Source organism: Mycobacterium sp., from assembly GCF_008709575.1.
In the GTDB taxonomy this organism is placed as follows: domain Bacteria; phylum Actinomycetota; class Actinomycetes; order Mycobacteriales; family Mycobacteriaceae; genus Mycobacterium.
The window spans coordinates 38,506-53,418 of record NZ_VYIK01000020.1; the positions used below are offsets into that span (position 1 = coordinate 38,506).

The 14,913-nt window shown below is 69.5% G+C and carries 12 protein-coding genes; 7 read left to right on the plus strand and 5 right to left on the minus strand.

The features are described 5' to 3' along the window. Positions 1-115: 115 nt before the first annotated feature. Complete coding sequence (holA, locus tag F6Q13_RS06545) at positions 116-1,099, plus strand: DNA polymerase III subunit delta (RefSeq protein ID WP_293054174.1); 984 nt, start codon at positions 116-118, stop codon at positions 1,097-1,099. A gap of 1 nt (position 1,100) precedes the next feature. Here holA and rpsT read toward each other — a convergent pair whose 3' ends face one another. After that, positions 1,101-1,361, minus strand: a complete 261-nt coding sequence (rpsT, locus tag F6Q13_RS06550; RefSeq protein ID WP_293054130.1) for a 30S ribosomal protein S20 — start codon at positions 1,359-1,361, stop codon at positions 1,101-1,103. Between the two features lie 163 nt (positions 1,362-1,524). Between rpsT and F6Q13_RS06555 the strand changes: the two genes are divergently transcribed. Genes F6Q13_RS06555 through F6Q13_RS06570 form a run of 4 tightly spaced genes read left to right on the plus strand, consistent with a single transcriptional unit; the run spans position 1,525 to position 8,423 of the window. Further along, on the plus strand, positions 1,525-3,171 hold the full coding sequence (locus F6Q13_RS06555) for a circularly permuted type 2 ATP-grasp protein (protein ID WP_293054133.1): 1,647 nt from the start codon (positions 1,525-1,527) through the stop codon (positions 3,169-3,171). Further along, positions 3,171-4,148, plus strand: coding sequence for an alpha-E domain-containing protein (locus F6Q13_RS06560; RefSeq protein WP_293054136.1), 978 nt, complete (start codon positions 3,171-3,173; stop codon positions 4,146-4,148). Before F6Q13_RS06555 ends, F6Q13_RS06560 begins: the two co-directional genes overlap by 1 nt. Continuing rightward, positions 4,148-4,987 (plus strand): transglutaminase family protein, encoded by an 840-nt coding sequence (locus F6Q13_RS06565; protein ID WP_293054139.1) that lies wholly within the window; start codon positions 4,148-4,150, stop codon positions 4,985-4,987. Before F6Q13_RS06560 ends, F6Q13_RS06565 begins: the two co-directional genes overlap by 1 nt. A 55-nt stretch (positions 4,988-5,042) precedes the next feature. Next, a complete protein-coding gene (locus F6Q13_RS06570; protein ID WP_293054142.1) occupies positions 5,043-8,423 on the plus strand; it encodes a transglutaminase family protein in 3,381 nt (1,126 codons plus the stop codon). A 31-nt stretch (positions 8,424-8,454) separates the two neighbouring features. Here the strand turns inward: F6Q13_RS06570 and F6Q13_RS06575 are convergent, their stop codons facing one another. Genes F6Q13_RS06575 through F6Q13_RS06585 form a run of 3 tightly spaced genes read right to left on the minus strand, consistent with a single transcriptional unit; the run spans position 8,455 to position 13,050 of the window. Then, positions 8,455-9,477 carry a putative zinc-binding metallopeptidase gene (locus tag F6Q13_RS06575; RefSeq protein ID WP_293054145.1) on the minus strand — a complete coding sequence of 341 codons (1,023 nt, stop codon included), beginning with the start codon at positions 9,475-9,477 and terminating at the stop codon, positions 8,455-8,457. Further along, positions 9,470-10,390 (minus strand): transglutaminase family protein, encoded by a 921-nt coding sequence (locus F6Q13_RS06580; protein ID WP_293054148.1) that lies wholly within the window; start codon positions 10,388-10,390, stop codon positions 9,470-9,472. Before F6Q13_RS06580 ends, F6Q13_RS06575 begins: the two co-directional genes overlap by 8 nt. Then, positions 10,387-13,050 (minus strand): circularly permuted type 2 ATP-grasp protein, encoded by a 2,664-nt coding sequence (locus F6Q13_RS06585; RefSeq protein ID WP_293054151.1) that lies wholly within the window; start codon positions 13,048-13,050, stop codon positions 10,387-10,389. Before F6Q13_RS06585 ends, F6Q13_RS06580 begins: the two co-directional genes overlap by 4 nt. Before the next feature lie 157 nt (positions 13,051-13,207). Here F6Q13_RS06585 and F6Q13_RS06590 point away from each other — a divergent pair, with 157 nt between their 5' ends. Continuing rightward, positions 13,208-13,636, plus strand: a complete 429-nt coding sequence (locus F6Q13_RS06590; protein ID WP_293054154.1) for a CBS domain-containing protein — start codon at positions 13,208-13,210, stop codon at positions 13,634-13,636. A 4-nt stretch (positions 13,637-13,640) separates the two neighbouring features. On the opposite strand, the gene F6Q13_RS06595 is transcribed toward F6Q13_RS06590, so the two are convergent. Continuing rightward, positions 13,641-14,261, minus strand: a complete 621-nt coding sequence (locus tag F6Q13_RS06595) for a type II toxin-antitoxin system PemK/MazF family toxin (protein WP_293054157.1) — start codon at positions 14,259-14,261, stop codon at positions 13,641-13,643. Positions 14,262-14,277: 16 nt separating this feature from the next. On the opposite strand from F6Q13_RS06595, the gene F6Q13_RS06600 reads away from it, so the two are divergent. After that, a partial coding sequence (locus tag F6Q13_RS06600; protein ID WP_293054160.1) for a GTP-binding protein occupies positions 14,278-14,913 on the plus strand: 636 nt, incomplete at its 3' end.

Genomic DNA, 14,913 nt, shown 5'->3' on the forward strand with positions numbered 1-14,913 from the left:
CGCCAGTGTCACGACGGGCGGCGAGCGTGACGCCAGCGTCACGGCCGCTGGGCCGGGCGCGCCGGCCACCCACGATGGTCACACCCCGTGACAGGATCGACCCGTGGACCATGCGTTGCACCTGGTGCTCGGCGACGAGGAACTGCTGGTCGAGCGGGCGGTGGCCGCAGTGCTGGCCTCGGTGCGGCGGCGGGCCGGCCATGACCCCGGGGCCCCCAACACGGCAGCCAACGCCGATGACGTCCCCGTCAACCGGCTGCGGGCCGGCGAGATCAGCGCCCACGAACTGGCCGAACTGCTGAGCCCGTCGCTGTTCGCCGACGATCGGGTCGTCATCCTCGACGCCGCCGGGGAGGCGGGCCGGGAAGCGGCCGAGCTGATCGCGTCCACCGCCGCGGACATCCCGCCGGGCATCGTGCTCGTCGTCGTGCATTCCGGCGGCGGCCGGGCCAAGGCGCTGGCCGGTCAGCTGCAGAAATTGGGGGCGCAGGTGCATCCGTGCGCGCGGATCACCAAGACCGCCGAGCGTGCCGCGTTCGTCCGCGCCGAGTTCCGGTCGTTGCACGTCGAGGTCGACGCCGACACAGTCACCGCGCTGCTCGAGGCGGTCGGCTCCGATGTGCGCGAACTCGCCTCGGCGTGTTCGCAATTGGTTGCCGACACCGGTGGCCGCGTCGACGCCGCGGCGGTGCGCCGCTACCACAGCGGCAAAGCGGAGGTGCGGGGTTTCGAGATCGCGGACAAGGCGGTGGTCGGTGATGTCGAGGGCGCGGTGGAGGCGCTGCGGTGGGCGATGATGCGCGGTGAGCCGCACGTGGTGCTGGCCGATGCGCTGGCCGAGGCGGTGCACACCATCGGCCGGGTGGGTCCGTCCTCGGGTGATCCGTACCGGCTCGCCGGCGAGCTGGGCATGCCGCCCTGGCGGGTGCAGAAGGCGCAGAAACAGGCCCGCCGGTGGTCACCGGACCGCCTGGCGACGGCGATGAGGGTGGTGGCGGCGCTGAACGCCGACGTCAAAGGGGTCGCCGCCGACGCCGATTACGCGCTGGAAGCCGCGGTACGAAAGGTCGCGGAGCTGGTCGCCGACGCCGGTCGCTGATTCAGAGCTTGTTGAAGGCGCGGGCCAGCGCCGACTTTTTGTTCGCGGCCTGATTCTTGTGGATGACGCCCTTGCTGGCCGCCTTGTCCAACTTGCGGGTGGTCGCCACCAGCAGCTGGGCCGCCCGGTCCTTCTCGCCGGCGTCGGTGGCCTGCCGAAACGCGCGGATGGCCGTGCGCAGCGAGGATTTCACCGACTTGTTGCGCAGCCGCCGTCGTTCGTTGGTGCGGTTGCGCTTCTGCTGGGACTTGATGTTGGCCACGCGGTAGTTCCTTCGTCGATGGGGTCGGTGGGGGGCGTCTTCGCACGCGGTCGGCGCGAGGCATCTCGGCATCCGACACCGGGGCCTCTCAGGTTAGCAGTCGGTTACGTTTTGTCCCAAAGCGGACGGGACTGGCCTGCGGAAATGACGTCTGAGGCAACATGTGACAGTGGGCGCTCGAACCTCTGTCGACACCGGCCGGCAGGCACGCTCGCCGGTGCGTCCTGAGCGCATCTTCGACGGCTACAACAGGTCGGGTCCCTACGCGGCGGCTTTCGACGAGATGTTCGACGAGCAGGGCAACGTCCGCGGCCCGTACAAGGGCATCTACGACGAACTCGCTCCGTCGGATGCCTCCGAGCTCGCGGCCCGGGCGGAAGCCTTGGGCCGTGCGTTCGTCGACCAGGGGATCACGTTTTCACTGTCGGGCCAGGAACGGCCGTTTCCGCTCGACCTGGTGCCGCGGGTGATCTCGGCCGCCGAGTGGAGCCGGTTGGAGCGGGGCATCACGCAGCGGGTCAGGGCCCTCGAGCGCTACCTCGACGACATCTACGGCGATCAGGAGATTCTGCGCGACGCGGTCATCCCGCGCCGGCTGGTGACCTCCTGTGAACATTTCCACCGCCAGGCAGTCGGCATCGTCCCGCCCAACGGCGTGCGCATCCACGTCGCCGGCATCGACGTGATCCGCGACGAGCGGGGCAACTTCCGGGTCCTGGAGGATAATCTGCGCTCTCCCTCGGGAGTCTCGTATGTGATGGAGAACCGGCGCACCATGGCGCGGGTCTTTCCGAACCTGTTCGCCAGTCACCGGGTTCGTGCCGTCGACGACTACGCGGCGCACCTGTTGCGGGCGCTGCGCAACGCGGCGGCCGCCAACGAGGCCGACCCGACGGTGGTGGTCCTGACCCCGGGGGTGGCCAATTCGGCGTATTTCGAGCATTCCCTGTTGGCCCGCCAGATGGGTGTCGAGCTCGTCGAGGGCCGCGACCTGTTCTGCCGGGACAACCAGGTCTACATGCGCACCACCGAGGGGGAGCGTCAGGTCGACGTGATCTACCGGCGCATCGACGACGCCTTCCTCGACCCGCTGCAGTTTCGCGCGGACTCGGTGCTCGGGGTGGCGGGCCTGCTCAACGCGGCCCGCGCGGGCAACGTCGTGATCTCCAGCGCGGTCGGCAACGGGGTCGCCGACGACAAGCTCATCTACACCTACGTGCCGACCATCATCGAGTACTACCTCGGCGAGAAACCGCTGCTGGCCAACGTGGACACGTTGCGGTGCTGGCTCGACGACGAACGCGACGAGGTGCTCGACCGGATCGGCGAGCTCGTCATCAAGCCGGTCGAAGGCTCCGGCGGGTACGGCATCGTGTTCGGTCCGCAAGCCTCCGACAAGGAGCTTGCCGCGCTGCGCACCAAGATCCGTGAGGATCCGCGACGCTGGATAGCCCAACCGATGATGGAACTGTCGACCGTGCCGACCCGGGTCGGCAACACGCTGGCGCCCCGCTACGTCGACCTGCGGCCGTTCGCGGTCAACGACGGGGAGCAGATCTGGGTGTTGCCGGGCGGTCTGACCCGGGTGGCGCTGGCCGAGGGATCGCGGGTGGTCAATTCCAGCCAGGGCGGCGGCTCCAAGGACACCTGGGTGCTGGCGCCCCGCGCGTCGGTGGCCAGCCGGGAGCTGGGCGCGGCCAAGATCGTGCGGTCGCTGCCCCAACCCATTCCCGTCGTCGACCCGGTGATCACCTGTTCGTTGCCGCAACGGCAGCAGCCGCAGGAACAGCAACAGGCGGGGCTGCGCTGATGTTGGCCCGCAACGCCGAGGCGCTGTACTGGATCGGTCGTTACGTCGAGCGCGCCGACGACACCGCGCGCATCCTCGACGTCGGCGTACACCAGTTGCTCGAAGACTCCAGTGTGGACCCCGACCATGCGTCGCGGGTGCTGCTGCACGTGCTGGGCATCGAGCCGCCCGAGCACGAGCTGGACGTCTGGTCGTTGACCGAGCTGGTGGCCTTCAGCCGCGAGACCCAGGGCGGCTGCTCCATCGTCGACGCGATTTCTGCCGCGCGGGAAAACGCCAGATCGGCCCGGGAAGTGACCTCCAGCGAGCTCTGGGAGTGCCTCAACACCACCTACAACGCACTGGCCGAACGCGAACGCGCGGCCAAACGCTTCGGGCCGCATGAATTTCTGGCCTTCATCGAGGGCCGGGCGGCGATGTTCGCCGGTCTCGCGGACTCGACGCTCTCGCGGGACGACGGCTACCGCTTCATGGTGCTGGGCCGGGCGATCGAGCGGGTCGATATGACGGTGCGGCTGCTGTTGTCGAGGGTCGGCGACAGCGCCTCCTCGCCGGCGTGGGTGACCGTGCTGCGCTCCGTCGGGGCGCACGACACCTACTTGCGCACGTATCGTGGTGTGCTGGACGCCAATCGGGTTGTCGAGTTCATCATGCTCGACCGGCTTTTCCCGCGGTCGATCTTCTACTCCCTGAAGCTGGCCGAGCACAACCTCGATGAACTGCAGCATCACCCGCACAGCCGGGTGGGGGCTATCGCGGAAGCGCAGCGGCTGTTGGGTCAGGCCCGCAGCGAATTGGAATTCCTGCAGCCGGGCGTACTGCTGGAGTCCTTGGAAATCCGCCTGGCCGGCTTGCAAAGAACCTGTCACGATGTCGGAGAAGCTCTGGCTATGCAGTATTTCCACGTTGCACCGTGGGTAGCATGGTCGGGCGCGGGCCACAACGGCACATCGGCGGTCAAACCGGGGAAGACCTGATGTGGCGCATGCGTGTCGTGCATTCCACCGGATACGCCTACACATCACCGGTGACGGCGTCCTACAACGAAGCTCGGCTGACGCCGAGATCGGATTCCCGGTCCAACGTCATCCTCAGCCGTGTCGAAACGGTGCCGGCTACCCGGTCCTATCGCTACGTCGACTACTGGGGCACCGCGGTGACGGCGTTCGACTTGCACGCTCCGCACACCCAATTGGAGGTGACGTCCTCGTCGGTGGTCGAAACGGAGCTGCCGGAACCGCCGGCGGCCAAGGTTACCTGGGCCGACCTGCAGGAAGAGGCGGTGGTCGACCGCTTCTACGAACTGCTGAGCCCCACACCGTACACCCCGTTGAGCAGACGCATCGCCGGGGTGGGCAGGCGGATCGCCAGACGGCATGAGCCCGCCGAGGCGGTGGTCGAGGCCGCGCAATGGGTGCGCGGCGAACTGGAGTACGTTCGGGGCGCAACCGGTGTGCATTCGTCGGGTCTGGACGCGTTGAGTGAAAACAAAGGAGTCTGCCAAGACTTCGCCCATCTGTCACTGATGCTGTTGCGCAGCATGGGAATTCCAGCCCGCTACGTGTCGGGATACCTGCATCCCAAGCGCAATCCGGCGGTCGGCAAAACCGTCGCCGGCCAGAGCCACGCGTGGATCCAGGCCTGGACGGGCACCTGGTGGGACTACGACCCCACCAACGACAGCACGATCAACGAGCGCTACGTCAGCATCGGCACCGGTCGCGACTACGCCGATGTGCCGCCGCTGAAGGGGATCTACGCCGGGGAGGGGTCGACCGAACTCGACGTGGTCGTCGAGATCACCCGGCTGGCTTAATGCCGGGCAGCACGCGCGCTGCGACGGCCGGATTCGTGTGATGTGATCAGGTTTTATGGGCATCAAAGTCGCGCTGGAGCACCGCACCAGCTACACCTTCGACCGGCTGGTCGAGGTGTATCCGCACGTCGTGCGGCTGCGCCCGGCGCCGCACACGCGAACGCCGATAGAGGCCTACTCGCTGCGCGTCGAGCCGGCCGACCATTTCATCAACTGGCAGCAGGACGCCTTCGGTAACTTCGTCGCCCGGCTGGTCTTCGCGCACCGCATGCGTCACCTGAGCATCACCGTCGGGCTCATCGCCGACTTGAAGGTGATCAACCCGTTCGACTTCTTCATCGAGGACTGGGCCGAGACATGGCCCGGCGTTCCTCGTGGCACCGTCGGCGCTGCGCCCGTGTTCCGCTACCCCAAAGCGCTGGCCGACGACCTCGAACCGTACTTGCGGCCCGTCGACGAGAATGGCGAGGGTTCCGGGCCCGGCGAGCTCGTCGCGGCGTGGGTGCGCAACTTCTCGGTGCCCGACGGCACCCGCACCATCGACTTCCTGGTTGCGCTCAACCGCGCGATCAACGCCGAGGTCGGCTACACCGTGCGCCTGGAGCCCGGAGTGCAGACCCCGGATTGCACCCTGCGCACCGGTGTCGCCTCGTGCCGGGACTCGGCCTGGCTGCTGGTGTCGGTGCTGCGCGAGATGGGGCTGGCCGCCCGGTTCGTCTCCGGCTACCTGGTCCAGCTGGCCTCCGACGTCGAGGCCCTCGACGGGCCGTCCGGGCCCGACGCGGACTTCACCGACCTGCACGCCTGGGCCGAGGCATACATCCCGGGTGCGGGCTGGATCGGGCTGGACCCGACGTCGGGGCTGCTCGCCGGCGAGGGCCACATCCCGCTGGCGGCCACGCCGCACCCCGCGAGCGCGGCACCGATCAGCGGCGCCACCGGGGTCTGCCACACGGTGCTGGACTTCTCCAACACCGTCACCCGCATCCACGAAGACCCCCGCGTCACGCTGCCCTATACCGACGCGGCGTGGAAAGCGATCTGTGCGGTCGGCCGGCACGTCGACGACCGGCTGGCCGCTGCCGACGTCCGGCTCACCGTCGGCGGCGAGCCGACGTTCGTGTCGGTGGACAACCACGTCGACGAGGAATGGCGGACCGCCGCCGACGGCCCGCACAAGCGCCGGCGGGCATCGGATCTGGCCGCCCGGCTCAAGGCGGTGTGGGCGCCGCACGGGCTCATTCAGCGCGAGCAGGGCAAGTGGTATCCCGGAGAGCCCCTGCCGCGCTGGCAGATTGCGATCTACTGGCGCACCGACGGGCAGCCGCTGTGGAGCGACGACACGCTGCTGGCCGACCCCTGGGGCAGCGAGCCGGCCACGCCGGCCGACGACCAGGCGGCCTATCAGGTGCTGGCCGGGATCGCCGAGGGTCTCGGGCTGCCGCTGAGCCAGGTGCGGCCGGCCTACGAAGACCCGCTGGCGCGGCTGGCGGCCAAAGTGCGCCTGCCCAGCGGTGATCCGGTTGATGCTGCCGACGACTTGAGCCCCGACGCAGGCCCCGAAGCAGGCCCCGACAGCGCCGCCGGCCGCGCTGCGCTGCTGCGGCGGCTCGACGAATCCGTCACCGGCCCGGCGGCGTTCGTGCTGCCGCTGCACCGGCGCGACGACGACCTCGGCTGGGCCAGCGCGAACTGGCGGTTGCGCCGAGGCCGCATCGTGCTGGTGGACGGCGATTCGCCGGCGGGTCTGCGGCTCCCGCTGGATGCGATCAGCTGGCGGCCGCCGCGCCCGGTGCTCGACGTCGACCCGACGGGACCCCGCCCATCGCCCGGCCCGACGTCGGACGCGGCGGTGATCGAGGACCCCGACACCGCGCCGCCCACCGCGATGGTCGCCGAGGTCCGCGGCGGGCTGCTGCACATCTTCATCCCGCCCACCGGGGCGCTCGAGCACTTCGCCGACCTGGTCTCCCGGGTCGAGACGGCGGCCGGGCACCTCGGCTGCCCGGTGGTGGTCGAGGGTTACGGCCCGCCGCCGGACCCGCGGTGCACGTCGGTGACGATCACCCCCGACCCCGGTGTGATCGAGGTCAACATCGCGCCCACCGCCACCTTCGCCGACCAGCGCCGGCAGCTGGAAACGCTCTACGAGCAGGCGAGGCTGGCCCGGTTGTCCACCGAGTCGTTCGACATCGACGGCACCCACGGCGGCACCGGCGGCGGCAACCACATCACGCTGGGTGGTATCACGCCCGCCGACTCGCCGCTGTTGCGCCGCCCGGACCTGCTGGTCTCGCTGCTGACCTACTGGCAGCGGCACCCGGCGCTGTCCTACGTGTTCGCGGGGCGGTTCGTGGGGACCACCTCGCAGGCGCCGCGCGTCGACGAGGGCCGTGCCGAGGCCCTCTACGAACTCGAGATCGCGTTCGCCGAGATCGCCCGGCTCGCTGCGGGGGTGCGTCCCGGGGACAACCGGGCCGAGCCGTGGCTGGTCGACCGCGCGCTGCGGCATCTGCTCACCGACATCACCGGCAACACCCATCGCGCCGAGTTCTGCATCGACAAGCTCTACAACCCCGACAGCACCCGCGGCCGGCTGGGCCTGCTGGAACTGCGCGGGTTCGAGATGCCGCCGCACCCGCACATGGCGATGGTGCAGTCGCTGCTGGTGCGCTCGCTGGTGGCCTGGTTTTGGGACGAACCGCTGCGCGCTCCGCTGATCCGTCACGGCGCTAACCTGCACGGCCGCTATCTGTTGCCGCACTTCTTGATCCACGACATCGCCGAGGTGGCCGCCGACCTGCGCGCACACGGCATCGACTTTGCGACCAGCTGGCTGGACCCGTTCACCGAATTCCGCTTCCCCCGTATCGGCACCGCCGTGTTCGACGGCGTGGAGATCGAGTTGCGCGGCGCGATCGAGCCGTGGAACACCCTCGGCGAGCAGGCCACCGCCGGCGGCACCGCCCGCTATGTCGACTCGTCGGTGGAGCGTATCCAGGTCCGCACCATCGGCGCCGACCCTGACCGTCACGTGGTGCTGTGCAACGGCTACCCGCTGCCGCTGCTGGCCACCGACAACCCCGACATCCGGGTCGGCGGGGTGCGGTTCCGGGCCTGGCAGCCCCCCAGCGCGCTGCACCCCACCCTCGGAGTCGACAGCCCGCTGCGGTTCGAGCTGGCCGACGTCGCCACCGCCGTCTCCCGCGGCGGCTGCACCTACCATGTCGCCCATCCCGGCGGGCGCGCCTATGACGAGCCGCCCGTCAACGCCGTCGAGGCCGAGGCGCGGCGCAGCCGCCGTTTCGAGGCCATCGGCTTCAGCCCCGGCGCCCTCGACGTCGCCGACATCCGGGAGAAACAGGCCCGGCTGGCCACCGACGTCGGCGCGCCGGGCATCCTCGACCTGCGGCGGGTGCGGACCGTGCTGCGGTGACGGCGGACTCGGAGCTAAGGACAGCTAAGGACTAGGACGACGCCACCTCGTCGATGACGGCGTGGACGAATCCCATCTTCTCCAGCACGGCGACCGGCAACACAAACGGGTACAGGTCCTCGTGGCCCATCGAACGGTTCACCATGTTCAGCGACCAGGACAACGGCAGCCACATGTCGACGATCGTGGAGAAAGCGCTGGGGCCCAGCACCCGCCGTTCGATCGTCGCCGCGGCCGGCGCGAAACCGCACGCAGCCGCGGTGTCCAGCACGTCGCGGATGTGCAAGTAGTGCGCGAATGTCTCCGCCCAGTCTTCGGCCGGGTGCATGGACGCATACGACGACACGAAGCGCTGCTCCCACCCGTCCGGCGCCCCGTGGCGGTAATGCCGGTCCAGCGCCTGCTGGTAGTCGGCATCGGGGTCGCCGAACAGCTCGCCGAAGCGCGCCAGGTGATCTGGTGACGGGCCGATCAGCCGGTAGAAGTAGTAGTGTCCGATCTCGTGCCGCAGGTGCCCGAGCAGCGTGCGGTAGGGCTCGCGCATCGCGACGCGCAGCTGCTCGCGGTGCACGTCGTCGCCTTCGGCCAGATCCAGTGTGATGACGCCCCTATCGTGCCCGGTGACGACCTTCTCGAACTCACTCGACAACAGGTCGAACGCCAGCCCGTGCTCGGGGTCCTCGGCGCGGCCGACGATCGGTAACCTCAGCTCGTGCAACTCCGCGATCAGCCTGCGCTTGGCTTGCTCGGCCCGGGCGAAGGCCGCCAATGCCTTGGCGTCGGAGTCGTTGGGCCGCTGTCGGGTCAACGAGCAGGATGCGCACAACCTGCCGGATTGGCCCGCATCGACCAGCCAATTGCATTCGGCGAGATGAAGATTGGCACACAGTTGGTGTTTGTCGGCGTCCACCGCGCCGGCGTGGTCGGGCTCGTCCGCGATCACCAGCAGGGCCATCTCGTCGAGGGAGAATCCCAGTGCAGCACCGCAGGACAGACATACCGAGTTCTCGAATCGCAGGCGCTGGCCGCAGTTGGGACAGCTGAAGTCACGCATGCAGCACATCACTTTCACAGGGCGCCACGTCGACGGCGACGTCGATGACGCTGGTCTCGGAGTTGGTGTAGATGATGCCGCGCAGCGGCGGCACATCGGCGTAATCGCGACCGCGGCCCACGACGACGTAGCGCTCGTCGACCAGCTGGTTGTTGGTGGGATCCAGCCCGAGCCAACGGTTTTGCGGCGTCCACACCTCCACCCAGGCATGGGTGGCGTCGATACCGGCCAGCCGGTCCTTACCCGGCGGCGGGTCGGTGGCCAGATAGCCCGACACGTAGCGCGCCGCCAGGCCGTTGGCGCGCAGGCAGGCGATCGCGAGGCGGGCGAAATCCTGGCAGACTCCCTCGCGGGCCGCCAGCACCTCGGTGACTTTCGTGGACACGGTCGTCGAGCCGGAGCGGTAGGTGAAGTCGGCGTAGATTTTTCCGGCCAGGTCGCGCAGCACCTCGATCAGCGGGCGCGCCGGGGCGAAACTGGGTGCGGCGTACGCGCGCACGTCGTCGGTGATCTCGGGGGGATTCAGGTCGAGGGTGAACTCGGTGGCCAGTGCGCCGTCCGGTCCGGACGGGCGGGCCGCCTCCCAGGGGGCTTGCGCCGATCCGGACTCGTAGCACTGCGCAGCCGGCGGGTCCACTTCGACGACGGCGTCGCTGACGATCGTCAGCCGCCGATGCGGTTCGGTGACGTGGAAATACGAACTCACGTTGCCGTAGATGTCGCGGCTGATCGAGCAGTCGGCGGGTGCGGGCTCGATCCGCAACTCGTGGGAAAGGCAACGCTGCCGCTCGCCGTCGCGCGGCGTGAGAAACCCGCGGCCATAGGAACTGGTCACGACATCGGAGTAGCGGTATTCCGTGCGGTGGGTGATGTGATAGCAGCGAGCGCGCGGCCGGCGGGACAATTCGGTCACGGCGTCATCCGGTGCCGGTCAGGCCCCCACAGTGGCTGCATCGCGCCGGGCATCGCAAGCTGGGTCGCGGTGATGATGCCGGACAAGTCACGCAGTCCCTCGTGCAAACCGTCGAGCAACGCGGTCAGTTCGGCGCGCTCACCCGCCGCGGTCACCACGTCGAGGTCGGCCGGGTCGAGACGGCGCAGCCGGGTGGCGACCTCGTCGACCAACCGTTCGGCTTTCGCGGAGCCGGAAGCCTCGGGCAGTGTCTGCACATCGGCGCGCAGCCGCTCGAACTGGTACACCAGCGAGCGCGGGTTTTCGGGCTCGAAAAGCACCAGCTCAGCCACCGCGCCCACGCTGTCCGTACCCACGTTGCGCCGCAGGTAGATCACCGCCGACTCGCAGGCCACCAGGGTGGACTCGATGATCGCCTGCTCGGCGGCGGGGCTGCGGGCCTGTCCCAGGGTGGCGCGCAGCAATCCGGTCAGCCACATCGCCCGCTCGATCCGTTTGCCGATGTCGGCGATGGTCCAGTCGACGTCGCGCACCATCGATTCGGCGGCCACCCCGGACAGCGCCAGCATGCCCGCCAGCGTCAGGGCGTGCGCGGCGCCGAGCGCGGTGTCGTCGGCCGCCGGTTCGCCGGGCGGGACCGGGCGTGCGTTCGCCAACTCCGCCAGGGCCCGCTCGACACCGCCGAGCACCATCCAGGTGTCCCTCGACATCTGGTCGCGCACCGCCCGGGCCGCCACACCGAGGCGTTCCACCGACTGCGCCAGCGACCCCGGGCATTGCGGGTCGGCGGTCAACGACCACAGGATCCGTGGCGCGGCAGCGACCCGCTCGGCGTCGGAAACCTCGGCGGCGGTGCCGGTCACCTGCCGCAGCGCGGCGAGCAGCACGGGCACGCAGTCGCTGCCCGCCATCTCGGGACGGTTGCGGAATTCGTGGTAGCGCTCACGGGTGACGGTCAGCAATCGGGCCATGTTCTCGGCACGTTCGGCGTAGCGTCCCAGCCAGAACAGGTCGGACAACACCCGCGGCGAGCTGACACCGCGGGTGCCGCTGGGCTTGACCGTGGGCGGCTCGACCGGCGGCACCGTGACCTCGGCCTGGGCCCGGATCTGCGGTTGCACCCAGATATCCTTGGCGGCAACGGTATTCAATGTATACGCCGCGCTTCCGGGTGCTAAGACGTACCCCAGGCCGCCGATCATCGGAGCGTAGCCGCCGCGTTGTGACACCGTGAACAACCGCATCCCGACGCCGGCGGGCGCCAGTCCGACCGGGTAGTGGTCGCTCGGCGCGGACGAGAACTGCGGCGGTTCCTGACCGACCCACTGCCACGGGGCGGCCTCGATGCGTGCCGCCAGAGCCTCGCGTTGCCCCGAGGACAGCTCCGGCCCGACGATCGTCCGGCCACCGGTCGTCGACTTGATCAGCAGCGACGACAGCCGGGCGAGCAGGTGCGAGCGCTCGGCGTCGATGCCGCCCCAGTACAGCGGGGCCGTCGCCAGCTGCGGGGTTTCCCCCAGCAGCTCCCGGGCCAGTTCGGGCAGGAACCGCAGCAGTCCGGGGCTTTCCAGAATCCCGCTGCCGAGGGTGTTGACCACGGTCACCGCCCCGCGCCGGAGCACCTCCACCAGCCCGACCACCCCCAACTGGGAATCGGAGCGCAGATCGAGCGGATCGGCGTAGTCGGCGTCGACCCGTCGCAGCACGACGTCGACCTGCTTCAGCGTGCCCAGCGAGCGCATCCACAACCGGCCGGCCCGGACCACCAAATCAGCGCTTTCCACCAGCGGGAACCCCAGCACCGACGCCAGATAGGCCTGGTCGAAGGCGGTCTCGGAGTAGGTGCCCGGGGTCAGCACCACCACCACGGGATCCGCGGCGGCCTCGGGCGCCACGTTGATCAGCGCCAACCGCAAGGTCTGCGCGAACGGCGAGACGGGACACGGCCCGACGCGCTGGTAGAGGTCGGGAGCCGCGTGCGCGAGCACCCGGCGGTCGGCCAGCGCGTATCCGGCTCCCGACGGCGCCTGGGTCCAGTCCGCGTTGACCAGGAAGTTCCCGGACCTGTCCCGGCTGACGTCGCAGCCGTGCAGGAAGAGTTGGTGCCGGCCCGGTATCTCGATCCCGCTGGCCGCGCGCACATACCCGGGGTGGGCGAACAACAACTCGGGCGGCAAGATCCCGCCGGTGACCGAGTGCCGCGGACCGTAGAGGTCGGCCAGCACCTCGTTGAGCAGCCGGCTGCGTTGTACCAGACCGGATTCCAGCGTGGCCCAGTCCTGTGGTGAGACCAGCAGCGGCAGTGCGTCCAGCTGCCAGGGTGCGGGCGCGGCAAGGCCGTGGCCGTCGCCGGTTGCGCCGTCGCGGTGGTCGATCGGTATGTAGGTGATGCCCTCGTTGTCCAGCCGGGCGCGCACCGTCGCGCGCAGCCGATCCAGGCCCGCGCGCCCGCGTTCGCCGACCACCTCGGCGAACGCCGACCAGTCCGGCCGGATGTTGCCGGCGGCGTCGATGAACTCGTCGTACCCCACCACACCCGCGGATCCGCTGCGCAGGTCGAACAGTGCCTCCTGGGCCCAGGCGGCGCGGTAACCGGCGAGCAGCCGGTCGGGGTCGTACCAGGCGGCCGGCGGCGCGGAACCCGACGTTGCCGTGGACAACGAGCCACCTCCTGCCGTCTACCCGCGGTATCTGATCCGGATGGTATGCGCGGATCGAGACCGACCGATGTGCACATCAGCGATCCCATCATCCCCCGCGTTGGCGTAACCTATGGCCCTGAAGCCTCGGTGAGGCCTGACAGAGCTGGAGGGCTCGATGCGCATCGCTGATGTACTGCGGAACAAGGGTGCCGCGGTGGTAACGATCAATCCGGACGCGACGGTGACCGAATTACTGGCCGGGCTCGCCGCACACAACATCGGCGCGATGGTGGTCGTTGCGCCCGAGGGCGTCGTCGGCATCGTCTCCGAGCGCGACATCGTGCGCCAACTGCACGTACACGGCGCTTCGGTGTTGTCGCGGCCGGTGTCGAAAATCATGACCCCGGTCGTGTCGACGTGCACCAGGAACGACACGGTGGACAGCCTCAGCGCGCTGATGACCCACCATCGGGTGCGCCATATCCCGGTCGTCGAGGACGGCAAACTGGTCGGGATCGTCAGCATCGGCGACGTGGTGAAGACCCGGATGGAAGAGCTCGAAGCCGAGCACGCCCAGCTGCAGTCCTACATCAGTCAGGGCTGACCGCTCAGCGCCACGAGTAGTCGGCCCGCAGCCGCGCGGCCACCACGTCGAAGGCCTCGCGCCCCAGGATCGCGCCCTCGCGGCGGATGCTCTCCTCGGGCACGTCGAGCACCCGATCCAGCCGCGCCCAGCCGGCGCTGCCGATCCCGACCCACTGCTGGCCCGGGGCGGGCTGTTGCCGGTCCGACAGCGCCAGCCCCAGCAAGGTGTCCTGGTCGCGGCCCACGACCAGCACCGGGCGGTCCTCGCCGCGGGTGGGGTCGTCGTGGACCAGCCATGTCCAGACGATCTCGCCGGAATCGGCCGGGCCGTCGAGGTCGGGGGCGTAGACCAGCGTGCGGGCTCGACACGCGGTGGGGACGCTGCGGTTGGTCACCGGCCGCCCGGGGGTGATCGTGGTCGGCGGTGTCGGCGCGCTGCCGGCGATGAGGTCGATGCCCAGCCGCAGACCCTGCGCAATGCCGCGCCGGATGCCCTGTTTGATCACCGGCCCGATGCTCTGCTCGGCCGCGACCGAGTCGTGCAGCCGGCGCAGGACTGCCGGAACCTCACCGACGGCCAGCGATACCAGGTTTGCGGCGAACCGCTGCCACGTCTGCCGCTGCGACTTGCCTGCCGACGCCATGGTCGCAGCATAGGACTTGGACCCCCGCGAGGCTGTCCGGATACCCTGGAGCCACGGCCGCCTGAACCCCGTCGACCAGGAGATTCCCATCAGCGCTGATCACACCTTCACGGCGCCGGCGCAGATTCGCAACTTCTGCATCATCGCCCACCTCGACCACGGCAAGTCCACCCTGGCGGACCGCATGTTGCAGCTGACCGGCGTCGTCGACGAGCGCTCGATGCGTGCGCAATACCTGGACCGCATGGACATCGAACGCGAGCGCGGCATCACCATCAAGGCGCAAAACGTGCGGCTGCCCTGGCGGGTCGCGGCCGGCCCCGACGCCGGAGGCGACTATGTGCTGCACTTGATCGACACCCCCGGCCACGTCGACTTCACCTACGAGGTGTCGCGGGCGCTGGCGGCCTGCGAGGGCGCGGTGCTGCTGGTGGACGCCGCCCAGGGCATCGAGGCGCAGACGCTGGCCAACCTGTATCTGGCGCTGGACCGCGACTTGGCGATCATCCCGGTGCTCAACAAGATCGACCTGCCCGCCGCCGATCCGGCCCGCTACGCGGCCGAGATCGCCCACATCGTCGGCTGCGGGCCCGACGACGTGCTGCGGGTATCGGGCAAAACCGGCGAAGGGGTTGCCTACCTGCTCGACGAG

Excerpts from the sequence above, each read along its gene's own strand:
- F6Q13_RS06560 (WP_293054136.1), top strand. The coding sequence starts at position 3,171 with ATGTTGGCCCGCAACGCCGAGGCGCTGTACTGGATCGGTCGTTACGTC.
- F6Q13_RS06565 (WP_293054139.1), top strand. The coding sequence starts at position 4,148 with ATGTGGCGCATGCGTGTCGTGCATTCCACCGGATACGCCTACACATCA.
- F6Q13_RS06570 (WP_293054142.1), top strand. The coding sequence starts at position 5,043 with ATGGGCATCAAAGTCGCGCTGGAGCACCGCACCAGCTACACCTTCGAC.
- F6Q13_RS06575 (WP_293054145.1), bottom strand. The coding sequence starts at position 9,477 with ATGCGTGACTTCAGCTGTCCCAACTGCGGCCAGCGCCTGCGATTCGAG.
- F6Q13_RS06590 (WP_293054154.1), top strand. The coding sequence starts at position 13,208 with ATGCGCATCGCTGATGTACTGCGGAACAAGGGTGCCGCGGTGGTAACG.
- F6Q13_RS06595 (WP_293054157.1), bottom strand. The coding sequence starts at position 14,261 with ATGGCGTCGGCAGGCAAGTCGCAGCGGCAGACGTGGCAGCGGTTCGCC.